Here is a 24,160-nt window from a genome sequence, read left to right on the forward strand (position 1 = left end):
ACGATTAACAAAATGGAAAGGAGCATTCCCATGCTGAGTGACGATTTGATCAGGGGTGCGGCCGATGCCGCGAAATATACCGGCCTTCCCCGCCACCAGATTTATCAGCTGGTCGCCAAGGGCGAACTGCCCGCCATCCGCAAGGGCGAGAAGCTGTTCTTTCGGAAATCTGAACTGGACGCAGCATTCCGCAGCGATGCCGCCTGAAAATGAAGCGGCCGAGACGAGGCGTGCAACCTCATCCCGGCCTGATCGAAAACCACGAGAGGAATTTCGACATGAACACGCATAGCATAATCGCGGCGCCGGGCAAACCGCCCACCGCCTTCAGCATGCACCATGCGGCCTACCTGGCGACGGTGGCCACCTATGAAGCCCATTGCGCCGCGCACGAACCCGCCGACAAAGAATCGCCGCTGTGGCGGGATTACGAAGCCAGCTATGAGCAGCTTGTCGCGGCGATGTTTGAAACGGGCGTGGCGGCCATCAAGGTTCCCGCTGCCAATGCCGTCGAGGTTGCCACTAAACTGGCCATCATCAGGGCGCAGGAATATTGGGATTGCGGCGGCGAAACGATGATCCCGATCGTCAACGCCCTTGCCGATGACGCGATGCGCTTTGCGAACGGCGGTGCGGCATGATCAAGCTGAAACAGACCGACTCGCCCTTCATTCAAATGGATGACGTCCTCTGCGCGCACGAGCGGGCATTGATCCTGCTCGACGCGGCGACGGACGCAATCCTTGACGCGAAGCACGGGAGGGAACCGGGAGAGGGTCAAGACAGGGCATTTTCCGATGCCGCCTGCCTTCTCATGGTCGCGCATGAATATCTGACCGCGATCGGCGAGGCGCTGGACCAGATACATAAGAGCATCGGGATCGGGCGCTGACCCCCATGGCGCCCGATCCCCACATAGAGATCAGGAAAGACGGCCCGTTCGTGCGGGTCGTCGTCCTGCCGGCTGGCGCCATGCCCGCGAATTGGCACGGCCCTTCCACCTTCTCATCAGCGCCGCTCGCGCGCATGTCCGCCAAGTTTCTCGCAACAACTTCCGGGCTGCCGATCGTCGATCAGACGGGAGGGCGGTAAAAGTCGATGGCGAAGAAAGGCCAACAAAAATCCGATGGGCGGGGCGGGCAATATTCGCTCGTCCCGTTCGTCACTTTGGATGCCCTTCATTCGTCGATGACACCGCGGGCCATCTCGGCATGGCTAGCGATCGCGCGACGCTTCAATGGCTTCAACAACGGGAGCATTGGCTTGTCGATGCGCGACCTCGCCGACACGATTGGTAGCCGCGACAATCCCGCGAATACGAACGCGATCAGGGAATTGGAAGCTGCTGGCTTCATTCGCGCAACTCGGTTCCCCAAGGGGCAGCGTCGGGCCACCGAGTATGAACTGACCCATATTTCAACTGGCCGAAATGGAGAGGTTGCGGCGACCCATGACTACCTCGGCCGACTGGAAACAAAAAAATCCAGCGTGTCGAATTTCCACACACGAACGGCCTCACCTGTGTCGAGTTTCCACACTCGTGGGAAACATCGCGTGTCGGGTTTCCACACAGGCGCGACGGAAACAGTGGGGTTTGAGGGTCACCCCCCTGTGCCGTCTTTCAACACACATATAGTTAGCCATATCCCCCCCATTCCCGATCCCAGTCAGGATAGCCCTTCCGGTAGCCTGAAATCATCGCGCGCGATTTCGTCGCTTTCTGCGGCAATGGAGATGAGCGAGCTTCGGAGCTTCGCGCTCGCCTATCTGAAATGGGCTGGGAGCGGGGCGCAATCGCGCCTCGCGCACGAGGCTGGCTTGCCCGGCGGCACGCTGTCGAGGTTCCTGAGCGGCAAGAACCTGCCCGACCAATATCGGATGCCGCTTCAACTCGCGGTCGCTCGATCCTTCCCCATGGAGGCACGAAATGCAGCATGATCCCTTCGACCCCGCCGCGTGGCTCGCCCGATGGCACGCTGTCGGCGGTGCTTGGGCCGGGGGCTATCTGATTCGCCCGCCTGGGCATGACCGGATCGGCGCTGACTTGCTCACGGCCGAACTCGACGACGATCGGCGCCAAGCGGTGCGCGATCATATCGGCTGGGGCGAGACAGCATCTTTTTGAGTTCCATAACATTCGGGCCATTTTGAGATTTATAGGGCCGCGAGCAATCTTTCCCGGCCACTAATCGAAAGGACCGGGCATGGAACCATTACTGCTCAAGACGAAGGACGCTTTCCGCGCCATTGGTGTTGGATCGACGACCGGATTCAAGCTGATCGCTCGCGGCGATCTGGAGGCCGTCAAGCTCGGCGGCGACAGGGGCGCTACGCGCATCACGTCAGAGAGCATCCGCGCCTACGTCGACAAGTTGCGCGGCCAAGGAGACGCCGCATGAGCGGGCCGCCTGATGACGAAACCGCCGTGCGGGGTCGCGTCCTTGCGAATGTTAGCGCTCCTCCCGCTCCGCAAACATCGAACGTAATCCCCTTCCCGTCGCTCCGCGGCAGCTTGAAGAAGCCTCCGGAGGAGGTTGAGATCGTCGAGATCATCCACTGGTTCGGCCTTGGATTCAACGAGTTCTGGATTGCAACCGCTGGGCCTTGGATTGATCCGCCGGACATGGTGCGCGGCGGTCGCCATCCCTGGGCGCGCCATGCTGTATTCCCGCACACCGAACCTGCGGAAGCGGCCTATTATGCCCGCGAGATGGCAATGCTACTGGACGTGCCGATCGTTGACCTCGCCGGCATTCTGGACACGCCGTATCGCGTCGAAGGCGCCAGCGATGGACCGGGGGCGGCGTGATGACGACCGAGACGAAACGTCCGCATCGTTGGCAACCGATGGGATCGCCCGCCGCACGAGGATATGGGGCGAAGCACAACCGGATCCGCAAGGCTATGCTTCGCCAAGAGCCTAATTGCCGCATCTGCGCTCAGGCGGGCCGAACGACTAAGGCATCGCACGCTGATCATATCGTTCCGAAATGCCTTGGCGGCAGTGACGATCGCTCGAACTATCAGCCCCTCTGCCTCGCCCATTCTCGGTCAAAGACGGGCCGTGAGGGTGCGATGATAGGCCATGCCCGGCGCCGTGCCAGGGCCAAACTAAAGGCGGGGGATGCTTGACGGCATCCCCGCTCGATCCGCGCCAGCTCGCCCGCGATGCTGATGCCCCCTTGGCTGTCGTGCGCTTCTTGTTTGCGGCGGCCGAGGACGATCCGACCCTAGTCCGGTTGATCCGCGGCGGAGCGCTCGACCAAGAGACGGTGAAATTGCGGCGGGCAATAATCTTGGTATCGAAGCTCCATGCTTACGCGTCCCTTCCGCAGATTGGCCGCGCTCTCAATCGCGATCATTCCAGCATCCAGCGCTCCCTGAACGAAGCCATACAAATGCTTGTCGAAGATGCCAGCTTTCGCGCGCTCTGTCGGCAGATTGTTCAAACCTGTGCAAGGTTTCGCAGCGCCGCCTGAATGCGTGCCATGCGTCCATCATGGCGAGACCCAAGACACTTAATCGGGCGAAGATTATGGGCGCGATCTGTGAGCGCATGATCGAGGGCGACAGTCTGCGTGCCATCTGTGCGGCTGTTGACATGCCGTCTGTGAGCACGGTCTTTCGGTGGCTGTCGGAGGACACCGTCCAGGCCGCCGAGCTTCGGGAGCAATACGCGCGCGCGCGCGAGGGTCAAGCGGATGCGATCTTTGATGAAATTCTGCAGATCGCGGACGATGGCCGCAACGACTATGTCGAACGGCTGCGCAGCGACGGCGAAAAGGACACCGTGTTTGACGCAGAGCATGTCCAGCGATCGAAGTTGCGCGTTGACGCCCGGAAATGGGTCGCAAGCAAGCTAGCGCCGAAGAAATATGGCGATGACATCAGGCTCCGTCATGCCGACGCGGAGGGCGCGTCTATTCGCGATTGGGACGGGTCTTCGGCTGCGGCCCGCCTGGCGTCGATCATTGCGGGAATCGGAAAGCGCACCGGCGCAGGCTCGGAGGAAGAAGAATGATCCTAAAAGAATGGGTGCGAATCATAGCGTCGATGAAGATCGCAGAGATTCGGGAGGTGACGGTGCTGCTGAGCGGGATGAAGGGCGCTGATGAACGCGATGCGGCAGAAGAGGTCCGGTTGCAGGAGTATATCAACTCTCTTCCGGGTCGGCCCGACAATGGAAACGCAGAGATGCTGAGGCAGGCTCGCCATCGCGCTGGTCGATGCTGCAACTGCGGCAAGGCTAAAATCGAGACAGAGGAGCAAGTGAAGTGACCAAGGCAGCAAAATTAAACGTCGCGCAGATAGACGTCCTCAGGGCGGAGACGTTGAATAATCTGGCCACGGCGCGCGAGCATCTCGCCGAATCGGCATATGCCGCCGCGCTCCCGAACGGCGACGAGAAGGCTATGCTTAAAGCCCGAGACGCCGTGAACGTCCTTGAACTCAAGGTTCAGGGTTTGGCCGTTGCCCGCAAGCAAGCTGAACAGGTGGAGCAGGAGGAAAAGGAGGCATCGGCAGCAGCGTCTCGCCGTGCTAATGCCGTGCAGGTGCGCCTCGCCGTTGCTGAGTATATGCGGCTGTTGACTGGCCTCGCCATTACGCTTGGCGAGCTTCAAACCAAGGTCAGCGAGGCCGGTGTCGCCCAGGACATGCTTCATCATTACGCCTTTGGGCTGGCTCATAATGAGCCAGCCACCATGAAGGTGCGAAATGCTCTTGTGCATTTCGGCGCGTTCGGGACGGCGAATTTCCCCCCTTTGCTCGATAAGCTTCTGAGATCAGCTCCCAATTTAGCCCCTTATATGATCGGCGGCATGGATCGCGGTCTTTCAGCGCTTGCATCGGTCACGCCCGAGATTCTCGACGAAGCGGTAATTGCGGAAGCGGACGAGCGCCTGCGCGCCCAATTCAAAGAAGCCGCCGCCGCTCGTATCACCAAGGAATGATACGTGGCGAGAGTTCAGGTTCCCACCACACCGGGTCGGTCGGTTCAGGTCCAGCCGCTCGACGCTCCACCGCTTCGCTATACCGAGGCCCGCAACTTCACGGGCGAGGCGGTGGAGCGTCTGGGCCAGAGCATGGGCGGGCTGGCGGAAGGGCTGCACGATTTGAACCTGCGGAAAGCCGAATATTCTGCAAAAACCGGTGCGCTTACCTTTGGGGGCATTGCCGAGAAGAAGCTTCACGACCCCGAGGAAGGGCTGTTCCGCCTCCAAGGGAAGGCCGCTCTTGATGCGTATGAGGGTGTGCTTGAGGATCTTTCCAAAGAGGCGAACACAATATCAGCGGGCTTGCCGTCGCCCGTCGCGAAACGTCTTTTTGACGATAATGCGGCGGCGAGGATGCAATCGCTTCGTCAGCAAGTGGGCAATTTCGTGGTTCGGGAGCGCCAGGTTTTCGAAGAGGAAACTGACATAGCGCTAACCCAAAACGAGTTGAGAGACGCCGGTCGCGCTTGGGACAATGACGAGCAGAGCGAAATCCATCTCGCGACGGCGGCAAGCATCATCGCAAAGCGAGCCAATCGCGGTAGATCTCTGGAATGGGCGCAGAACGAGATTGAATTGAGGGAGTCGGAGACTCGCCGCGACATCGGGCTTGCCCGTGTCGCCAACATCGGCCCCGATGCCGGTGAGGCGTATTTTGAAAAGCATAGGGATTCCTTCTCCGCCGATGACGCCCGCGCGGTGCAAAGCGGCATCCGCATCCGCAGGGAGGCCATCGCCGCCGATCAGCGCCGCGTCGAGGCGGAGGCCCGCGCGCAGGCGGCGGCGGCCAAGGCGCAGGAACGCGAGCGGCTAGAGACGCTGCGGACGCAATTGGAGACGGGGGCGGGCTCGTCCGCCGACTGGATCGCACTTGCCGATGGCTATGCTCGTATCGGCGACACCTCGAATGCGGCGGCGGCCCGAGCGAAGGCAGGGGAAACCCGCGTGTCCGAAGTTTATCGCGGCGCGCCACTCGCTCAGATCGATCAGGACATCGCCGAATTGGAGGCGAAGCAAGGCAGGCTGTCTCCCGATCAGGCGTCGCGCCTCAACGGGCTTCGCAGCGTTCGGGAACAGACGGCCTCGCGGCTCAGCCAGCCGGGCGGCGCCATGCGTCAGGAACAATATGCGACGGGCCAGGTCGCGTCCGCGCTCGATCTCAGCGATCCCGACAGTTTCAAATCCCGCGCGTCGTTTGCCGTTGCTGCCTCGCACCGACAGGGCGGAGCGATAGAGCCGCTGTTCGCCGAAGATGTCCGGCGGCTAGAGGGTGACTTGCACGGCGAGGCTGCGCAGCGCTTGAAAGTCCTCCGCACGATCGCGCTTTTCGGCGATCCTCGCGCGATCGAGGGTGCTGCTCGCCAGTTGACGAGTCAGGACGATGGCGAGTTTCGGATCGCGGCGACCCTCATATCCTCGCCGGGGGGTGAAAAGCTCGCACTGGAAGTCCTGCGCGGCAGGGACGCCCTCGCCACGTCCGCCAAGGTTTTCGACAGCGGGCTCGCTCAATCGGAGTTCAACCGGATGGCAGCGCCAGCGCTCGCGGGAATGCCGCCCGACTATTCGCGAGACGTTTTCGACGCAGCGAAGTCGGTTTACGCGGAGCGCGCGCGTCAGCGCGGCGCGACGGCGTGGGACAGTGGCATCTGGCGCGGCGCAATCAACGCGGCGCTTGGCGGTGAGGTCAAAGGCAGCGTCCAGCATGGAGGCCTTTCCAAGTTCGGCGGTAGGTGGGTTTCGATCCCGCCGGGATGGACCGGGAATGGTGTGTTCCGCCGCCTCGCCACCATGACCGGCCCCGACACCGGCAAGGCAGCGGTGAGCGATGCGGCCATGTGGCCGGATGGCAAGACCGTGACGGTGAGCGAGCTGCGCAAGCTCACGCCCGTGAGACTCGGCGGCACACGCTACGGGTTTCGGACGCGCGCGGGGCGGCTGCTCGGAACGAAAAGCGGACGCCCCTACGCGCTCGACATCGCAAAATTGCCGGTGAGGAAGTAATGAGGAATCCCGCTCAGGATCCTACGTCCTTCTATGACACCGAAGACGCGCCAGGCCTGCCGATTGCGCAGAATGTCGACGATATTCCCGCCGCGCCGCCCGGAGAGGCGTTTGCCGCGGGGTGGCGCACGGCAAAAGACGATTGGCCTGGCGAGTCCATCAACCAGCTCATTAGCGCCTATTCGCCGTTGATCGACGCGGTGAAGGCTGAAACGGGGAAGCCGGAAACGGAATATATCGCGATCGGTCACTCCAATGCGTGGGTGCAGGAGGCGCGGGTATTTCGCGACATCGCCCGCATCAGGGCAAAGAAGCCGAATTTCCTGCCCGGCGTTCCCGATTCGGTCGATGCTTTCCGCGCGAGCGTGACCAAGCGGACGCAAGAGCGTCGCGGCAAAGACCTGCAAACCCTCGAGCGAACCGAAGGGGTAAGCACTGTCACCGGATATGCGGGCGGGTTCGCTGGCGCCGCAGCCGACCCCATCAACGTGATGACGCTGCCTCTGGGGGGCACCGGAGCAACTGTGGCACGGCGCATCATAGGTGAGGCGGCGGTCAATATCGCAACCGAGGCCATTGAACAGCCGATGATAGCTGGCGAGCGGGAGAAGCGTGGCGAGAAGCTGACAGCCGGTGAGGCGGCAACGAACATAGCCGTCGCGGGCGTCGCGGGTGCCGTTATCCAAGGCGGGATCGTCGAACCAGCATCGGCCTTTCTGCGCCGACACCGGGAGCGAAGGCTCACGCCAGCCGAGCGAGCAGCCGTCAATGTCGTCGAGCGCGAGGCTCAGGTTGATGCGACCAGCCCATTCAAGCCGGGATCGGGAACAGAGGCGCATCGCGAGCGGATGGCGGAAGCCGAGCGCGTGCTCGATGGAGAGCAACCGCCGCGCCCTGTCCGCCCCGTATCACCGAAAGCCTCGCGTGAGACTGTGAAGGCGAAAATCCGCCGAGCGGAGAGCAGCCCGACAGACGATTACAACGAGATCTCCGGCGCGATGGGGCCGTATCAGTTCCTTGCCTCGACATGGACCCGGTTTTACAAGCGCCGCTATGGATCGGGCGGACTGACCGATGCGGAGATAGCCGCGAAGCGCCGAGATCCAGTGCTCAACGAGCAATTGATGGACGACATGCTCGCCGAGAACGAGCGGGCATTGGCCTCGACCGGCGCGCGAGCGACGCCGGGAAATCTCTATCTCGCGCATTTCGCGGGGTCCGGTGGAGCCAAGGCCGTCTTGCGGGCAGCGCCCGACATGCCTGTATCGAGAATCCTTGGTAAGCGAGCCGTGGATGCAAACCCGTTTCTTCGCGGGATGACGGCCGAAGACCTGATTCAATGGGCGCATCGCAAGGTTGGCGGCGACCCGGATGGCCCGACGCTGCGCCGGGATGAGTTCAGCGCAGACGAAGAATGGATGGCCGCGCAGCGCGAGGTTGACGCGGCCGAGCAGCAGCTTGCGATCTCGCGTGCGCGCGATGCTGACGATCTCGATGCGACCTTGGCCGTGCGCCGCGAATGGGACGATGCCGAGCCTCGCGCTTTCGATCTATGGCCCGATGGCGATGATGCCGACACGTTGCGCCTCTATAGGGCGGACACCCCCGACGCCGAGGGCGCTACATTCCGAGGCTACACCGATGACGAGGCCGCCGCGCGCTCGGCGGCCGGCGAATCCGGCGCAATCTATAAGATCGATGTTCCCGTCGCGCGCGCGGATGAGCTGGCGCCGGTGGCGAAGACAGGCGAGCGGCGCGTCGCGCGTGATATCGCCGACGCGATCGAGCGGAAGGTCGAGCCGCCGACCCGGGCGACGGTGGCGGCCGATGCGGTCGACGACTGGATCATATCGCGGCACATGATCCCGGAGACCGGCCCGTCCGGCTACCGCGTCGAACAGGCGGATGACGGCTCCTTCGCCACCGTGGTGCTGAGAGGCCACGATGGCCGCGCCAAGGCGGGGTTGCTGATCCCCACGCACCCCGAAGCGATCGACAATTTCGGCGGTGTCATCACCTATGTCTCACCCGATATTCGCCGCAAGGGCATCGCGACCCGCCTGTATAATATCGCCCGCGAGGCAGGTTTGCCGATCGATGCAATGAGTGGACGCGGCGACCTGACTCCCGATGGAGCCGAGTTCGTCCGATCGTGGCGGGAGCGGTCGGCACCGCTGCGCGCTCAGGGGATCGAGCACTATGACGATGCGATCCATGGCGAAGGCCCGCGCACCGTAACGCAAAGCCTTGAACATGATCTGCGGATGGCTGTCGCGGCCAATCCCGACGAGATGATGCGTGTGAACGACGAGGGGGGCGATGTTCGCCTTGCCGATGTTCTCGACGAGCTTGATGCGGACGACAACGCGCTGATCGCGGCGCGCGCGTGCATGGTCCCTATGAGGGGAGCCTAACCGTGGAGCCACTATTCCTGATCGCCCCGAACGCCGATACTCCCGCCCACACGATCAGCACGGCGGCGAGATATCCGATCGCGACCAGCCAGCCGCCGAGCGCATATCCGATGATGGCGCATAGCGGGGCGATGAAAAGTCGGTCTTGCGGCTTGCGGACGAAAAACGGCGCGAGCGTGATGGCAAGGGTTGCCGCCAAGGCCATCACCACGAGCGGGGCGACCACGACACCCAGCACAACGAGGCCAGCCGTCTTGTCGAAGCGCGAGACAAGAAGCGCGAGCGGTAAGCCGAGAAAGCACCATCCTAGCGCTATGGCTGTCCAGAGGCCGTTGCGGCGGTCCCTATCGATCCACGAAAGCGGTTTGCCCATGCGCAGCCTCATCGCACGAAAGGCTCCTCATGTCGCTACGTAATTGCATCCCCGGCATGGTTGAGCGCGGCGAAATCGATCCGCAGCGCGCCAAGCGCATGACTGATCTATTCGATCGGCTGGAAGAGTCCTACCGGCAGAATATGGGGCCTGAGGCGGCGTCAGCCACGGCGAGCGAGCAGACGTTGCGCCAGCTTTCCGACGCTGCCGCATTGAAACGGCGCCAGACGCTGCTCCAAGCCGCCTCGCAGCGCCGGGCACGCGACGACATCGCCCGCTATCGGGGAAGCTCTTCCTATGCCGCCATCCGGGCCATGATGGATCGCGATGTCCAGGCGCCCTATGAGAATGTCGTCACGCGCGCCGAGAACATCGAGTTTCAGGCGCAGGCCGAGATTTCGGATTTCATCGAGGCGCACCGTCGCAATTTTCTCGGCACGGCGAGCAACAAGGCGGGACTGCGCGATGTGATGCAGGAATTGCATGGCGACGCGAGCGGTAATCCGCGTGCGAAGGCTTTTGCCGACGCGCTCGGGAACACGCTCGAATCGCTCCGGCTGCGCTTCAACGCGGCCGGGGGGAATATCGGCAAGCTGCGTGGATGGGGGATCACGCATCGGCACGATCCGCTCAAGGTCCGTCGCGTCGCCTACGAGGAATGGCGCGGTGACCTTCGGGAGATGCTGGATTTAGAGGCGATGCGCGATCCCGATACGGGCCTGCGGATGACGCCTGCCCGGTTGGAGGAGGTGCTTCGGGGATCCTATGAGTCGATCCGCACGAACGGCCTCAGCGCCGAACCGATCGATCCTTTCATGAGCCAGCCCAAGCTCGCAAACGCCCGCGCCTACCCCCGCGTGCTGGTATTCAAGGATGGCGATGCCTGGCTGGAGTATCAGGCGAAATACGGGAGCGGCGACGCCTTCACGACCATCATGGGCCATATCCGCGGCATGTCGCACGACATTGCCTCGCTCGAACGCTTCGGCCCCAATCCGGACGCCACGATAAAATTCCTGCTCGATTCTGTCGATCGCATGGAGGCGCAATCCGACAAGTTGGCGCCGGGTGCTGTAACCGGCGCGTCGGGCGGCCGGGCACTGACTGAGCGGCTTTGGTCCTATCTCAAGGGCGAGACATCGGTGCCGGTTCTGGCGGAGGGGTGGATGGAGCGGCTGAGCTACCACGGCATCAGGGCGATCTCCGGCACCCGCGATATTCTGACATCGGCGCTTCTGGGTTCGTCGCCCATCTCCGCCATCAGCGATATCAACACCCAGGTGATGGCGCGCAAGTTCAACGGCCTCCCGCAGACCAAGGTCTTGTGGAGTTACGTCAAGCAACTCAACCCGGCGAGTTCGGAAGACCGCATGCTGGCGATCCGGCTCGGGCTGGGGATGCGCGATGCCAGCCATTCGCTCTTGGGACTGTCGCGATACTATGGGGAGACCCATGGCCCGCAATTCACCCAAGTGGTTGCCGATGACGTGCTGCGCCTGGCTGGGCTCAACAAGCTGACCGAAGCCGGGCAGCGGGCGTTCGGGCTCGACTTTCTCGGAACTCTCGGAGACTTGCGGGGCAAGGCGTTCGACGCGCTGCCTGACCCACTTCGTGTATCGATGAGCCGTTACGGCATCGACGCCAGCGACTGGGATATCATCCGAAAAGCCGAACCGGAGCGTCGTGGCAACGCCGCATTCGTCAACGCCCGAAACATCGAGGATCGCCGCGTTGCCGACAGGGTGCAGGAAATGATCCTCGCCGAAACGGCGCGGGCCGTGCAGGAAAATACCGCGAGTGCGCGCGCCTTGATGCAGGGCGGCACGCGGCCGGGGACATTGACGGGCGAGTTCCTGCGCAACAGTTTCCAGTTCAAAGGCTTCGCTGTCTCGCTGCTCATGTCGCAGGCGCAGGTTCTTCGCGAGCTTGGCCCCTATCGGGCTGGGGCCTATGGGGCGCAGTTCTTCATCGGGATGACGCTGTTCGGCGCGGCTTCGATCCAGCTTCGTGAGATCGCCAAGGGTCGCGATCCGCGCCCGATGGACAACGCCGAGTTCTGGGGTGACGCTGCCCTACAGGGTGGTGGTCTCGGAATTTTCGGCGATATCGTTGGCAGCTTCAAAAGCGATCGCATCGACAGCCTCGCTGGTTTCGCGCTGGGGCCGTTTTATGGGCTCGTGAAGGATACGCGAAAGGCAGTCACCGGGACCGTCAATCGCGAGCGAAAAGACGGCGGCACCACGCCCGGCAACCCGGCTCGCGAAGCGGTGCGATTTCTCAAGCGATACGCGCCAGGCGGAAACATATGGTATCTGCGCGCCGCGTATGAGCGGATGATCCTTGATCGGCTGTCAGAGGCATATGACCCCGATTATAGCGAGAGCGAAGCCCGCGTGATGCAGTGGGCAGCGGAGAATGGGCAGGGCCTGTGGTGGGAGCCGGGCGATTCCACGCCATCCCGCGCGCCCGACCTCGCCAACGCCTTCAGTGGTGAAAATAACTAACCCGGAAAGGAAGTAATCGTGTGCAATCCAGTTTTAGCCCTCACCATTGCGTCAACCGCTGTAACCGCAGCCGGTCAGATTCAGGGCGGCATCTATCAGAGCCAAATGTCGCGATATAAGGCTCGCGTCGCCGAGCAGAACAAGCAGATCGCGCGAGAGGCCGCGTCCGACGCGATCGATCGAGGTCAAGATCAGCAACGCCAGCTCGGCCGCGAGGTGGCGGGGCGCGTCGGCGCGCAAGAGGCGCGGATGGCGGCTGGCAACATCGACATCACGTCTGGATCGGCGGCGCGAGTCACCCTCGATACTCAGATGATCGGGGCTGAGGATTCGGCCGCTTCATCGGAAAATTTCCGCCGCGAAATTCGAGCGAGGCAGATGGACGTATGGAATCTCGAAGGCGAAAGACGCGCAGCCAGGGCTGAGAGCAAGCAAGCGAAGATCGCAACAGGCTTTGCTGTTGCTTCGACCTTTCTCGGGGCTGCGAAGCAATATACGGATTTCCGGCACCCGCGATGATTTCAGAGGTTCAGGCTCCACCGAAATTCGGTTCCCGCCATGTTGCATCCATGTTGCACGGACTGGCCGAAACCCGCTGAAAATCAGCGAAAACCGTTGAAACCCCGTGCAACATGAAAACTCGGACCCTTGAAGGGGTGAGAATTAAAACCTAGCAATTTCAGGAGGTTATGGTGCACCCGGAGCGATTCGAACGCCCGACCCCCAGATTCGTAGTCTGGTGCTCTATCCAGCTGAGCTACGGGTGCGTGGAGCGGTGCCTTTACGGACAGTCGCCGGGGGGCGCAACCCCCTATTTCCGATTTGTGATCCTGTGGCAGGTCGACTGGCGCCGCACCGCATCGAGCGCTCCGATTTCCGCCGGATCCTTAAGCAAAAGGCGGATCAGCGCGATGCCGCGATCATGGTTCGCATATACGGTTTCGGCGCCCGCAGGCACCGCCTGCCCTGCCCGCGCGACGATGATTCGATAGGGGCGCCCCTGCGCCTCGACATCGTTGCGGATGAAAATCGCGTCGGTCGCCGCATCGAAGATGCTGAGCGAATTATAGCGACCCGCAACCGGCACGACGTCGATCGCGAGCGGCCCTTTCGACAGATCATAGGGGCAGGTCGAATAGGCGAGGTCGGGGCTCGGCCGCACCACCGGCTGACGCTCGGGCGTCGCCGGGGGAGCGTAAGACATGCTGTTGATGCCGCCCTGCCCCAGCCGGTCCATCGCAACATTCATCAAGGCATAGGGAAGGCAGAAGATCGCGATGCCCGCGGCCGCGGCGGCGGCCAACAGGCCGAGAAGGACGGGGCCAAACCACGCGCGCATCTCAGCACCCTTCCTTCACGAGACGCGGCAGCACCGCGTGCGCCGGATCGGCGCGAAAGGCCGGGCCGGGATTATACATGCGCAGCGTGAGCTGAAAGGGCTGTCCCTTGATGCCGGGCAGCCATGCCGCGTCGCGGGGCTTGTCGGGCGACAGGATGACCCGCCATTCACCCTTGGCATCGAGCGCAACATTGGCGCCGTTGACCGACCAGATGCGCGCCGGATTATCGACCAGATAGCCCCTGGCGTCATAGACGGTGATGCTCCACCAGCGCGCGTCGAGCGGCGTTCCCGACAGGCTGTAGCGGCAATGGCCGTCGAGCGGCGCGCCGCTCGCGTCGGTCTTTGCCAGCCAATAGAGGGTTTCCCCGGCCGGCAGCGCGAGCAGCCCCGACCGCGCGACCCTGGCGCGCGTCACCGCGTCCGTCGCCCTGGTTCCATAGCCGAGCGAGGTCGTCCACGGGCCATTCCGGATCGCACCGTCGCCGAGCCCGCCGTCCATGAACGCCCAGACAGCGCCGAGCCCGACCGCCATGCCGCCCACCAGAGTGATCGCATAGCGGTGCCAGCTCTTCATCGCGCCTTCCCCCCTCAGCCTCTTTCGTCATTCCAGCGAACCCGAGACCACCGACGTTATACCTCGGTTCGTTTCGGATTGCGGTTGGTCGTTCACGAAGTCAAGAATGCGCGGCGACCGATCCTGTCTGTTCGTAAGGCCCGATGGCCGACGTGATCGATGTAATGGATCGCCCTTGTCGCGGTGGTCGGCCCTATAGGAGTTCGAACACGTCGTAGCGCACCGCGCCGCCGACGCTGGCACCCAGTCCAACCGCAACGATATCGTTGAGCCAGAGATAGCGTTCATCGCCCGTCTCGAACATCGGCGTCGTGCGGAAATAGATTTCGGCCTTTTCTTCGTCAGTTTTCGGTCCGCCGGCCCGCGCATGTTTATGCGCGGTCGACAGCGGACGCATCACGCCGCGATAGGAGACATAGATCAGTGCGCCGTCGTGGGTTTCAAAGGTGACTCGCGCGTCAAGGCGCAGCGTGTCATTGTCGTCGATCGTCGCCCAGTCGCCACCGCTCGGCATCACCCGGCCGCGCAGCCGCTCTCCCTCGAGTTCACCCCCGGTCAGCGCCGCGATCATGCGACGGCCGAAATGTGCCTTGCCAATCTGCTGTTGCGGTTCGGTAAAGGCCGCGCGGTACGAACAGAGATAGCGGAAATCTGGCTTGAGCATCGGTCTTCCTTCGTCGGTCAAAAGCGGGAAGCGCGGCGGGGAAGGGACACCCCGCCGCGCCGCTGGTCAGATCTTGAACGCCAATGTCACGCCATAGGTGCGCGGCGGTGCATAGGGGGTCAGGATCTGCCGGAACGGGCCAAAATAGGTAACATAGGTCGGCACGAGCTCGTCGGTCAGATTCTTGCCCCATACCGACAATTCCCATTGCTCATCGGGACCGGCGATCGACAACCGCGCGTCGAGATTATCGTGACTCGGCCACAATTGCTGCGGGATGTTGGATGCCTCGAAATAGGCGTCATCGACCCAGCTGTAATCGACGCGAAACTTCGCGGTCAGGTCGCCGATCGGCGCTTCATATTGTCCGCCGACGTTGAACTTGTTCTTCGGCGAGCGCGGCAGACGGTTGCCCGTATAAGCCTGCCCCGGGATCGAATATTCGGTAAATTTGGCGTCGAGATAGGCATAGCTGCCGTCGATCTGCAGCCCTTGGGCCGGACGGACGGCAAACTCGACCTCGGCGCCGCGGATGCGGGCCTTGGCCGCATTGCTGACGACGACGCAGCACAGCGGAACAAGCTGCGAGATCTGAAGGTCCGAATAGTCGGTCTGGAACGCCGCGACGTTCAGCCGCAATTTGCGGTCGAACCAGTCGGTCTTGGCGCCGATCTCATAACCCCAGGCGAATTCGGGATCATAGGGGGTCGATGCGCCCGCCGCGGTTCCCGACAATCCCTGGAAGCCGCCGCTCTTGTAACCGCGCGCGACCGACGCATAGAGGAGAATGTCGTCGCTTGCCTTCCAGTTCAGTGCAAAGCGGGGTGTGAAGGCCTTCCAGCTCTTGGCGCCCGTCACATCATAGCCGACGACCGATCCCAACGGCGGCGGGAGGCCCGGACCATCGTCGATCTTGAAGCCCGCGAAGCGGCCGCTCTTGCGTTCCCACGTCATGCGCGCGCCGACGGTCGCGGTCAGCGACGGTATGATTTCATAATCGACCTGCCCGAATAGGGCAAAGCTGCGCGCGTTGACCGATTGCGGATAGAGACCGACGCCCGAGATTGCGGGGGTCGGGAATTGCTGGATCTGCCCCTGTATGCGATCGATATTCTCTTTGAGATAATATACGCCGGTCTGGCCGCTGAGGCGGCCATCGAACGCTTCGAACGCCAGCCGCAGCTCCTGGCTGAACTGGCTGCTGTTCTCCTCGCCGAAGTCGGTCGATTCGATCTGCGTCGGCGGATTGACCGGGTTGCTGAAGAAGGCCGTCTCGAACTCGAAATCGACCTCGCGCAGCGCGGTCAGCGACGTGAGCGTGCCGAACGGCAGGTCGAGGTTGATTTCGGCCGAATAGCCCTTGATCGTCCGCTTGATCAGCCCGTCGGTATAGGCGTTGACGACGCGCGGATCGGGATTGATCCCCACGCAATGGACGCCGCCCTGGAAGCTGGCGTCGCAATTATTGTGGCGCGGATTGCCCTTCTGGTCCTGATGCGAAATGTCGGCGCGCAGAATGATGTCGAGCGTATCGGTGGGCACGAAGCGCAGCGCGACGCGCCCCGTGGTCAGATTCTGGTCGTTGACGTCATGCCCGGTCGTTTCGTTAAATTCATAGCCGTTGCGCTGCTTGTGCGAGAGGCCCGCCGACAGGAAAAGCTTGTCGGTCAGCGCCATATTGCCGCGCGCGACGACGCCGACCTTGTCATAATTGCCGTAGGTGCCCTCGAAGAAAAAGCTGTTGTCGGCCGACGGTTTGCGGCTGACGAACTGGACGAGCCCGCCGATCGCATTTTTGCCGAACAAAGTTCCCTGCGGCCCACGCAGCACTTCGATGCGTTCGAGGTCGAGCGCGTCGAGATCGGGGGTGCCGCCGCGCCCTGCATAGACGCCGTCGACGAAGACGACGACCGACGGATCACCGCCGGCATTCTGGCTGATTCCCGGCGGACTGCCGATGCCGCGCATCGCGAAATTGGTGTTGGTCGGATCGACCGCGCTGACGCTGAGTCCCGGGGTACGGGTCGCGATGTCGGCCATCGTTTCGATAGTACCGGTGCGCAGCTGGTCGGAACCGAACGCGGTTACCGAAACGGGGACATCCTGCAGCTTTTGTTCCTGGCGTTGCGCGGTGACGATGATGTCGCCGCTCGCGTCATCCGCCGCTTCCTGCGCGCCGGCGGCGCCCGGCGTCGCGAACACCGCGACCCCCGCCAGCAACCACGCGGACGGATTCTTCCTCTGTTCGGGCATTGATTCTCTCCCATATATTTGTCGTCGTTGCGTGCGTCCGATCCTGCTTGACTGCTGGCGCCTATATACTTAGTAAGCTAAGTATATAGGCTGCTATATCGCAGCATTGCCCGCCTTGCAAGAGGGTGGTGGCTTGAGCGACGAATGGGAGAGCATATGGCAGCGCAAGGGGCGGGGATCGGGACTGTCGAACAGCTCGAACACCCGCCCGCGGTAACCCCGCCATGGCCGTGTCCGGCGAAGAGCTGGTATGTCGTCGGCGTCCTCTTGCTCGCTTACACGCTGTCCTTCATCGATCGGATGGTCCTCAGCCTGCTGGTCGCCCCGATCCGCGCCGCGCTCGATATTTCGGACACGCAGGTCAGCCTGCTGATCGGACTCGCCTTCGCGCTCTTCTATACATTGCTCGGCCTGCCGCTCGCGTGGATCGCCGACCGTTACAACCGGCGCAACCTGATCCTCGTCGGGATCGCAGTGTGGAGCTTCATGACCGCGGGCTGCGGCTTTGCGGGAAGCTATGCGACCTTGTTCGCCGCGCGTATGGGGGTCGGCGTCGGCGAAGCGACGCTGTCGCCCGCCGCCTATTCGATGCTCAGCGACTATTTTCCACGCGACAAGCTGGCACGGGCGATGGCGGTCTATTCGATCGGCGTGCCGCTGGGGGCGGGCATTGCGCTGATCCTCGGCTCTTTCGTCGTCCAGGCGGTACTCGCGGCGCCGATGGTCGATATGCCCTTCTTTGGCGCGATGGATGCGTGGCGGCTGATCTTCGTATGGGTCGCCGCGCCCGGACTGCTCATCGCGCTGTTGATGTTCACCGTGCGCGAGCCGCTGCGGCGCGGTCGCCAGGCCGCGGGGCCCGCCCCGATCGCATCGGCCGCGTCGACGCCCGGACTGATCGCGCATCTTCGCACCCAGCGCTCGGCGCTCGGCGCGCTGTTCGGCGGCATGTCGCTGATCGGGCTCGTCATGTACGGCGCGATTGCGTGGATCCCGACCTTCTTCGCACGCACCTATGGCATGGACGTCGCCGATGCCGGGCTGTGGTTCGGGGTCATCATGGCCGTTGGCGGCACAATCGGACTGCTCGTCGGCGGCTCGCTCGCCGACCATCTTTATGCCAAGGGCGTCGCCGATGCGCATTTGCGCGTCATGCGGCTGTCGATCCTGCTCGGCGGCCCACCCCTGCTCGCGACCGTGCTGATGCCCGATCCGACCCTCGCCTTCGTCATGCTCGCGCTCGCCTACCCATGTATGACATTGCACGGCGTCGGCGGTGTCGCACTGCAATTGATCACACCGAACGAATATCGCGCGCGGATGACGGCGCTCTATTTCTTCGTCGTCAATCTGGTCGGTCTCGGTTTCGGACCGATGCTGATCGCGCTGCTCACGGACAATCTGTTCCAAGACGATGCGGCGCTGCGCTATTCGATTGCGACCGTCACCGCCATCGCGCTGCCGATCGCGGCAATCATCCTGACACTGGGCTTCAAGGGGTTCGCGCGCGAGCTCGCGCGGATGTCGGCCGAGGCGGGGGCCGCCCCGGCCTGACGCGCGATCAGTTCAGCGCATCCAGAAACTCAACCTCGGGCGCCGCACCGAGATGCGCCGACAGCGCGGTACGGATTTCCTCGAAATGCGGTGCGTTCGGGTGCGCGTCGAGCGCCGCCTGCGATGCGTAGATTTCCATGAGCGTGTAGACGCCCGTGTCGCTGCGCGACCGCGCAACGCGATAGAGCAGGCAGCCCGGCTCGCCCGCGAGCACCTTTGCGGCGCCATCGGTTAGCGCCGCGCCCAATTCGTCCTCATGGCCCGGCTTGGCAGTCAGCTTTGCAATCACCGCGATCATCATCTCTCTCCTTTGACGGTTTCGGGTCGCTTCACCGAATATCGACATCTTCGCGCGCCAGATTCGCGATCACGCGCAGCAACAGGCTGCGCAGAATCTCGGTCTCTTGGTCGGAAAAGCCGCCGGTCGCCAGCGACTGCACCTCCGCCGTCACCGAAAGCAGCAGTGTTTGCAGTTGCCGGGCGCGGGGCGTCAGGAACACCAATATCTCGCGCCGGTCGTGCTGGTTGACGCGCCGCCGCACCAGCGATGCCTCCTCGAGTCCGCGCAGAGCGATCGTGGTCGTCGCGTCGCGCAGCGCGAGCTGTCGGCTCAATTCACGCTGGCTGATGCCGTCTCCGCGCCAGAGCTGGCGCAGAAAGATCCATTGTCCCGCCGAAATCCCGTGGTCGATGGTGCGCGTTTCGCGGAGGCGCGAAAAGGATCGGAAGATCAGGCGGGCGAGATAACCGAGGCTGTCCTCGAACGCCCAATAATCGCTCCACGATCGCGGTCCGGCGTTCGTCAATTCTCGCTCCCTGTTGCCCTTGATATGATCAAGCAGTTGTGGTCGTCGAGCTAGCGCCGCCCGAGGCCGGCCACCGACCGTACGAGGTCGGCCAGCAGCCCGGTCAGGAACGGATCGGTCAGCCGGCCAGCTTCGTCGAAGGCACGGTGCGCGTGCGGGACGCTGAGCTGTTCGGGGACGACCAGCGCCTGCACCGTCGTCAATATATGCCGGAGCTGCGACAGGCCGCGCATCCCGCCGAAGGGACTCGACGACGCCGAAACCAGACCAAAGGCCTTGCGCCGAAAGGCAATATAGGCCTGCGGCGCCTCCCCCGCGTTCGGACAGGACATCCAGTCAAGTGCGTTCTTCAACATCGCGGTCACCGAGCCATTATGCTCAGGGCTGGCGATGATCACCGCGTCGTGCCGCCCGAACACCGCCTTGAGCGCCAGCGCCTCGGGGACCTCGTCGATCGACAGGGCATCGGCGCCAAACAGCGGCAGACGATAGTCGGAGAGCGTCAGTCGCGTCGCGCCGAGCCCCAGACTGCGCGCCGCTTCCGACACGCAGCCGATCAGCTTTTCATTGAGTGAGCCACTGCGGATTCCTCCGGCCAGCAGCAACAGGTCTGGCTGCGCCATCGCGTGCTCCCTCATCCGGCCGTCATCAGAAATCGAGCGACAGCTGCACCGTCATCGTCCGCGGCGCGCCGACGAGCGCCATATGACTGTTGCCGCCAAATACGGGGGTGTTGAATCCCTGGCTCGTGGTGACCTTGTTGGTGAGGTTGCGGCCGACCAGCGCGAGCTCCCATTGGCCGTCCTCGCGGCCTACCGCCAGCCGCGCATCATATTTGGTGAAGGCGGGCTGCGAATTGAGCGGATTCATGTCGGGCTGGAAAAAGGACCGTGATTGATAGTTCGCCGATAGGTTCGCCAGCACATAGAGGCTGCCGGACACCGGATATTTGGCCTCGATGAACGCATTGCCCGTCCACTCGGGCGCGCGGACAAGGCGAACGCCGGCAAGGTTGTTGGTCTGGGGCATACAGGTCGGCGGAGCGTCGTACAGGCACGCGCCGCCGGGGTAGTCCTTATAATGCGCGTCGAGGTAGCCAAAGCTGCCGCCGACGCGCCAATAATCGCCGATCCCGATATTGGCGTCCATCTCGACCCCCTGGGCGATCGCCGACGCGGCATTGCCGGTGATGAACGCCGTGCCATTATATTCCGACACCTGAAGGTCGGCGAAATTGGTACGGAACAGGGCGACGTTGAATTGCCCCTTGCCGTCAAGGAAACGGAATTTTCCGCCGATCTCCCACGAACGTGCGCGTTCCGAATCATATTGGAAGGTCGCGATGCCGTTCTGGATGTTATAGAGAAGCAGCGCATCGTTCGACACGAAGCCGCCGCCCTTCGTGCCCGTCGCATAGCTCAGATACACATAGGCGTCGCGCGAGAATTCGTAACGGACGCGCGCCGAATAATCCCACAAACTCTCCTTGCGCGTTTCGGTGAGATCATAGGGCAGATAAGTCGGCGGGAAGGCGCCGACATTGCTCGAAATCGCATTGCCGACACGGCTTTCATGCGAATAGCGCAGGCTGCCGCTCAGCATGATCCGCTCGCTTACCGGCACTTCGACCGACACGAAGGGCGACCAGGATTCGCCAGTCTGGTTGAACTGGCGCAGCGACAGACCGTTGAGCGGGGCGGGAAATCCAGCGCTAGCAGCGTTGAACGTCGACGCCTGCTGGATGTGCAAATTGGTGTCGATATAGGTCAATCCGGCGATCAAGGCTCCGTCGTCGCCGATCGGATGCTGCGCGCGCACCTCCTGGAACAAGGAATTGGATTGTTCGGTGATGTCGGATTCGAGAAAGGTCAGCGGCCCGTCATAATCCATATTCACCCCGCCCTTCAAATCCTGCCAGGCGGTAACGGAGGTGAAGCGCCAGTCGCCGAGGTCGAGATTCATGGTCAGCTGCGCCATCGTCGTCTTGGTATTGTCATATTCGGGACTGGTTCCCGCCGACGCGCGGGTGAAGGACGGATATTCGGGCACGTCGGCACCCGAATTGCGCACCGCGTTGCACAGGAAACAATTGGCGTCGCCGATATAATTGAACACCAACGCGCCGCCGTCGACGCGGTTCGATGAATGCTCGACCTTGACGAGCGCGTCGAAATTATCGGCCGGTTCCCAAAGAATCTGGCCGCGCACGGCTTCATAGTGCGACCCGAACTCGTCGCGGCCGGTCAGGCTATTCTTCATATAATCGCCGATCGCCCCGACGCGGCCGGTCAGGCGAACGCTGACTGTATCGGACACTGGTCCCGACACCGCGCTGTCGAGGTTCCAGCCGCCATGCTCGACCTCGCCGCTCGCGCGGACGAAGCCCTCGAAATCGCGCGTCGGACGTCGGGTGACGACGCTGATCGCGCCCGCGTTGGTGTTTTTGCCGAACAGCGCGCCTTGCGGCCCGCGGACCACTTCGACCCGCTGAATATCGAGCAGCGGGTTCTGGAACGCCCGCGACCGGCTGAGATAGACGCCGTCGATGAACAGTCCGACCGATTGTTCAAAGGATAAATTTCCCGTTCCCGCCCCAAGGCCACGCATCGTGATCGCGAAATTTCCGTTGGTGCGGTCGATCTGGAGATTGGGGACGCCATCGGCGACATCGTCGAACAGCAGTGTCCCTTTCTCTTCGAGCTGGTCGCCGCTGACGACCGCGACCGAGATCGGCACTTCCTGCAGCGTCTGTTCGCGGCGCGTCGCAGTGACGATGATCGTCTGGCCGTTGTCGCGTTCCTGCGCCCCGGCCGGCGGCGCATCCTGCGCGTAGGCCGGCGCCCCGATGACAAGCGCGAGCGCACTCCCCCACTTCAAGCTGTCGATTTTCATAGTCCCTCTCCCAAAGGTGAACGGATCAGGCCAGATGCAGCGTGTTATACTGCGCGACCGGTCCCGGATATTCGGCGCCCTTGTCTTCACCGACCTCGGCTGCGATCAGCGTGTTGGTCTGGGCATTCAGGCGTTCGATGAGCGATTTGTGGGCGTCGGGACGCCAGGCGAGATTGTCGATCTCGTCTGGGTCGGCCGCCGTGTCGTAGAGCTCGAGGTCGTTGTAGGCGACCAGATCGTCCCAATGCTTTGGAATGTGATGCTGCGCGGGTGCGAAATAGCGCGCGAACTTGTAGCGGCCATCGTGGACGCCGCGGTGGAGGCGGCGCAGCATCAGGTCGTTTTCGGGCAGTGGCTTAGTCTCGGTGGCCCCCGGCGGCACATCGGGCGCGTTCCACCCATAGCGCACCGCATAGTTGAACAGGACACCCGCCTTGTCGCGGCTCGTCGGCGCGGGCGCCGATGCGATCGCCGCCGAGAGGTCGTGGCCCACCAGCTTCGGCTGCATCGCGTGCCGCGCCGCTTCGTCGACCCCGGCGAGCGATAGCATCGTGGGTACGAGGTCGACCGCGCTGCCGAGCGCATGGGTCGTGCGGCCGCCGGGAAGGTCAGGGTGGACGACGATCAGCGGCACGCCGACATCCTCCTTATAGATGGTGCCGCCCTTTTGCCGCATCCCGTGCGCGCCGGCGCGCTCGCCATGATCGGAGGTGAAGATGATGATCGTGTTGTCGAGTTGCCCCGAAGCGTCGAGCGCGTCGAGCACGGTCTTCATGTGCCGGTCGGCGTCGCGGATGCAGTTGAAATAATAATTGAGGTTGCGCTTCCAGACCGCTTCGTCGCCGTGCGGCATACGGCCATAAAAGGCGCCTTCGCTGGCATTGATCGCGGCGTGCGCGCGCGGCTTTCGCGACAAGTCGTCGGCATGGAAGCTGCGCGGCAGGGGGAAATTCCAGTCGCGATCGTAAACGGGATCGCCCGGTGCCGGCAGCAACGGCGACACCAGGTTGGGCCGGATGCGCGTTTGTTCGCCCTCGCCGGTCGCGTCGAAGAACATGATGTCGTGCGGATTGACGAAATTGACCGCCATGAACCAGGGTGCATCGTCGTCATCGCCGGCAAAGGCACGCAGCCGGGTCACCGCCTCGGCCGCGGTGACGCCATCGTTGATGAAGCCTTCCCACGACAGGCCGACGCGCTCGCCGTCGAAATTATAGCTCGAAAAGCCGAAGGGTTCGAGGATGTCGGTCGTATTGGGAAAGATGCCGCCCGCGACACCGCGGAAATTCAGCCCCTCGTTGAGGTTCGATATATGCCATTTGCCCTTGTAGACGGTGCGATAGCCGGCGCGGCGCAGCATCGTCCCGATCGTCGGAATATCGGGCTTGAGTTCGGGGTGCGGCGGCGAATTGGGGTTGGCATAGACGCCGGTGTGCTGTGTGTGCAGCCCGGTATAGATGGTCGAGCGCGACGGCCCGCAGGGCGTCGTGTTGACATGGAAGCGGTCGAACGAGATGCCCCGCTTGCGCAGCCAGTCGTGTGCGGGAAGCGGCAGTTCGCCCGGAATATCGGCGAGCGCCCTTTCCTGGTCGTTGACCATGAAGAGGATGTTGGGCCGCCCGCCGCGTCGCTTCCCGGGCGCCCGCGCCGAAGTCTGAGCGCGGGCGGCCTTGGCGCCGTTCGCCGCGACCAGCGCCGCCGCGCTTCCGGCAAGCAATGTCCGCCGGTCGATCTCTGCCTTGTCGCGCATTCCGCACCTCCCAAAGCCGGTCAGTCTGCCTTATTCTTA

28 protein-coding genes and 1 tRNA gene are annotated in these 24,160 nt (G+C 62.9%); 18 read left to right on the forward strand and 11 right to left on the reverse strand.

Features of this window, described 5'->3' with window-relative positions:
* Window positions 1-30: 30 nt before the first annotated feature.
* The 15 genes from CVO77_RS03575 (at window position 31) to CVO77_RS03645 (ending at window position 9,409) form a co-directional block, all read left to right on the forward strand.
* A complete protein-coding gene (locus tag CVO77_RS03575; RefSeq protein WP_105997925.1) occupies window positions 31-207 on the forward strand; it encodes a helix-turn-helix domain-containing protein in 177 nt (58 codons plus the stop codon).
* A 2-nt stretch (window positions 208-209) separates the two neighbouring features.
* Window positions 210-641, forward strand: a complete 432-nt coding sequence (locus CVO77_RS03580) for a hypothetical protein (RefSeq protein ID WP_146130813.1) — start codon at window positions 210-212, stop codon at window positions 639-641.
* Window positions 638-892, forward strand: coding sequence for a hypothetical protein (locus CVO77_RS03585; RefSeq protein ID WP_105997927.1), 255 nt, complete (start codon window positions 638-640; stop codon window positions 890-892). The genes CVO77_RS03580 and CVO77_RS03585 overlap by 4 nt, the downstream gene beginning before the upstream one ends.
* A gap of 5 nt (window positions 893-897) precedes the next feature.
* Window positions 898-1,092, forward strand: coding sequence for a hypothetical protein (locus tag CVO77_RS03590; RefSeq protein WP_105997928.1), 195 nt, complete (start codon window positions 898-900; stop codon window positions 1,090-1,092).
* 6 nt (window positions 1,093-1,098) lie between these two features.
* Window positions 1,099-1,938: a hypothetical protein gene (locus CVO77_RS20965; protein ID WP_146130814.1), complete on the forward strand. Its 840-nt coding sequence runs from the start codon at window positions 1,099-1,101 to the stop codon at window positions 1,936-1,938.
* Complete coding sequence (locus CVO77_RS03600; protein WP_105997930.1) at window positions 1,928-2,125, forward strand: hypothetical protein; 198 nt, start codon at window positions 1,928-1,930, stop codon at window positions 2,123-2,125. Before CVO77_RS20965 ends, CVO77_RS03600 begins: the two co-directional genes overlap by 11 nt.
* A gap of 79 nt (window positions 2,126-2,204) precedes the next feature.
* Window positions 2,205-2,399 (forward strand): MerR family transcriptional regulator, encoded by a 195-nt coding sequence (locus CVO77_RS03605; RefSeq protein WP_197709664.1) that lies wholly within the window; start codon window positions 2,205-2,207, stop codon window positions 2,397-2,399.
* The gene (locus CVO77_RS03610; protein WP_146130815.1) at window positions 2,396-2,809 is read left to right on the forward strand and encodes a hypothetical protein; all 414 of its coding nucleotides are present in this window, start codon (window positions 2,396-2,398) and stop codon (window positions 2,807-2,809) included. Before CVO77_RS03605 ends, CVO77_RS03610 begins: the two co-directional genes overlap by 4 nt.
* A gap of 95 nt (window positions 2,810-2,904) precedes the next feature.
* Window positions 2,905-3,132, forward strand: a complete 228-nt coding sequence (locus CVO77_RS21895; protein WP_420822540.1) for an HNH endonuclease — start codon at window positions 2,905-2,907, stop codon at window positions 3,130-3,132.
* On the forward strand, window positions 3,129-3,479 hold the full coding sequence (locus CVO77_RS03620) for a hypothetical protein (protein WP_105997933.1): 351 nt from the start codon (window positions 3,129-3,131) through the stop codon (window positions 3,477-3,479). Before CVO77_RS21895 ends, CVO77_RS03620 begins: the two co-directional genes overlap by 4 nt.
* Window positions 3,480-3,499: 20 nt before the next feature.
* Window positions 3,500-4,021, forward strand: coding sequence for a terminase small subunit-like protein (locus tag CVO77_RS03625; RefSeq protein WP_192878862.1), 522 nt, complete (start codon window positions 3,500-3,502; stop codon window positions 4,019-4,021).
* Window positions 4,018-4,278: a hypothetical protein gene (locus CVO77_RS03630; RefSeq protein WP_105997934.1), complete on the forward strand. Its 261-nt coding sequence runs from the start codon at window positions 4,018-4,020 to the stop codon at window positions 4,276-4,278. Before CVO77_RS03625 ends, CVO77_RS03630 begins: the two co-directional genes overlap by 4 nt.
* A complete protein-coding gene (locus tag CVO77_RS03635; RefSeq protein WP_105997935.1) occupies window positions 4,275-4,952 on the forward strand; it encodes a hypothetical protein in 678 nt (225 codons plus the stop codon). The genes CVO77_RS03630 and CVO77_RS03635 overlap by 4 nt, the downstream gene beginning before the upstream one ends.
* A gap of 3 nt (window positions 4,953-4,955) precedes the next feature.
* Window positions 4,956-6,995 carry a hypothetical protein gene (locus tag CVO77_RS03640; protein ID WP_105997936.1) on the forward strand — a complete coding sequence of 680 codons (2,040 nt, stop codon included), beginning with the start codon at window positions 4,956-4,958 and terminating at the stop codon, window positions 6,993-6,995.
* On the forward strand, window positions 6,995-9,409 hold the full coding sequence (locus tag CVO77_RS03645) for a GNAT family protein (RefSeq protein WP_105997937.1): 2,415 nt from the start codon (window positions 6,995-6,997) through the stop codon (window positions 9,407-9,409). Before CVO77_RS03640 ends, CVO77_RS03645 begins: the two co-directional genes overlap by 1 nt.
* Here the strand turns inward: CVO77_RS03645 and CVO77_RS03650 are convergent.
* Window positions 9,393-9,782, reverse strand: a complete 390-nt coding sequence (locus tag CVO77_RS03650; RefSeq protein ID WP_146130816.1) for a hypothetical protein — start codon at window positions 9,780-9,782, stop codon at window positions 9,393-9,395. The two genes, CVO77_RS03645 and CVO77_RS03650, sit on opposite strands and share 17 nt — an antisense overlap.
* Before the next feature lie 56 nt (window positions 9,783-9,838).
* On the opposite strand from CVO77_RS03650, the gene CVO77_RS03655 reads away from it, so the two are divergent.
* Both CVO77_RS03655 and CVO77_RS20970 read left to right on the forward strand, forming a co-directional pair.
* A complete protein-coding gene (locus tag CVO77_RS03655) occupies window positions 9,839-12,286 on the forward strand; it encodes a hypothetical protein (RefSeq protein ID WP_105997939.1) in 2,448 nt (815 codons plus the stop codon).
* 18 nt (window positions 12,287-12,304) lie between these two features.
* Window positions 12,305-12,805: a hypothetical protein gene (locus CVO77_RS20970; RefSeq protein WP_146130817.1), complete on the forward strand. Its 501-nt coding sequence runs from the start codon at window positions 12,305-12,307 to the stop codon at window positions 12,803-12,805.
* Window positions 12,806-12,976: 171 nt separating this feature from the next.
* Here the strand turns inward: CVO77_RS20970 and CVO77_RS03670 are convergent.
* From CVO77_RS03670 to CVO77_RS03690, 5 genes are all read right to left on the reverse strand, one after another.
* Window positions 12,977-13,053 (reverse strand) — tRNA-Arg (locus CVO77_RS03670).
* A gap of 44 nt (window positions 13,054-13,097) precedes the next feature.
* On the reverse strand, window positions 13,098-13,625 hold the full coding sequence (locus tag CVO77_RS03675) for a DUF1254 domain-containing protein (RefSeq protein ID WP_105997942.1): 528 nt from the start codon (window positions 13,623-13,625) through the stop codon (window positions 13,098-13,100).
* A 1-nt stretch (window position 13,626) separates the two neighbouring features.
* Window positions 13,627-14,202, reverse strand: coding sequence for a DUF1214 domain-containing protein (locus CVO77_RS03680; protein ID WP_105997943.1), 576 nt, complete (start codon window positions 14,200-14,202; stop codon window positions 13,627-13,629).
* A gap of 193 nt (window positions 14,203-14,395) precedes the next feature.
* A complete protein-coding gene (locus CVO77_RS03685; RefSeq protein WP_105997944.1) occupies window positions 14,396-14,866 on the reverse strand; it encodes a DUF3237 domain-containing protein in 471 nt (156 codons plus the stop codon).
* Between the two features lie 66 nt (window positions 14,867-14,932).
* Window positions 14,933-17,119: a TonB-dependent receptor gene (locus CVO77_RS03690; RefSeq protein WP_105997945.1), complete on the reverse strand. Its 2,187-nt coding sequence runs from the start codon at window positions 17,117-17,119 to the stop codon at window positions 14,933-14,935.
* A gap of 156 nt (window positions 17,120-17,275) precedes the next feature.
* On the opposite strand from CVO77_RS03690, the gene CVO77_RS03695 reads away from it, so the two are divergent.
* Window positions 17,276-18,673, forward strand: a complete 1,398-nt coding sequence (locus tag CVO77_RS03695) for a spinster family MFS transporter (RefSeq protein ID WP_158257983.1) — start codon at window positions 17,276-17,278, stop codon at window positions 18,671-18,673.
* 7 nt (window positions 18,674-18,680) lie between these two features.
* Here CVO77_RS03695 and CVO77_RS03700 read toward each other — a convergent pair whose 3' ends face one another.
* Genes CVO77_RS03700 through CVO77_RS03720 form a run of 5 tightly spaced genes read right to left on the reverse strand, consistent with a single transcriptional unit; the run spans window position 18,681 to window position 24,121 of the window.
* Complete coding sequence (locus CVO77_RS03700; RefSeq protein ID WP_158257984.1) at window positions 18,681-18,971, reverse strand: putative quinol monooxygenase; 291 nt, start codon at window positions 18,969-18,971, stop codon at window positions 18,681-18,683.
* Between the two features lie 31 nt (window positions 18,972-19,002).
* Entirely contained in the window at window positions 19,003-19,479 is a 477-nt protein-coding gene (locus CVO77_RS03705; protein ID WP_105997948.1) for a MarR family winged helix-turn-helix transcriptional regulator, read from the reverse strand.
* Window positions 19,480-19,529: 50 nt separating this feature from the next.
* Window positions 19,530-20,102 carry an NADPH-dependent FMN reductase gene (locus CVO77_RS03710; protein ID WP_158257985.1) on the reverse strand — a complete coding sequence of 191 codons (573 nt, stop codon included), beginning with the start codon at window positions 20,100-20,102 and terminating at the stop codon, window positions 19,530-19,532.
* Between the two features lie 25 nt (window positions 20,103-20,127).
* Window positions 20,128-22,371: a TonB-dependent receptor gene (locus CVO77_RS03715; protein WP_105997950.1), complete on the reverse strand. Its 2,244-nt coding sequence runs from the start codon at window positions 22,369-22,371 to the stop codon at window positions 20,128-20,130.
* A 25-nt stretch (window positions 22,372-22,396) separates the two neighbouring features.
* A complete protein-coding gene (locus CVO77_RS03720) occupies window positions 22,397-24,121 on the reverse strand; it encodes a sulfatase family protein (protein WP_105997951.1) in 1,725 nt (574 codons plus the stop codon).
* Window positions 24,122-24,160 lie beyond the last annotated feature (39 nt).

The organism is Sphingopyxis lindanitolerans (genome assembly GCF_002993885.1).
In the GTDB taxonomy this organism is placed as follows: Bacteria; Pseudomonadota; Alphaproteobacteria; order Sphingomonadales; family Sphingomonadaceae; genus Sphingopyxis; species Sphingopyxis lindanitolerans.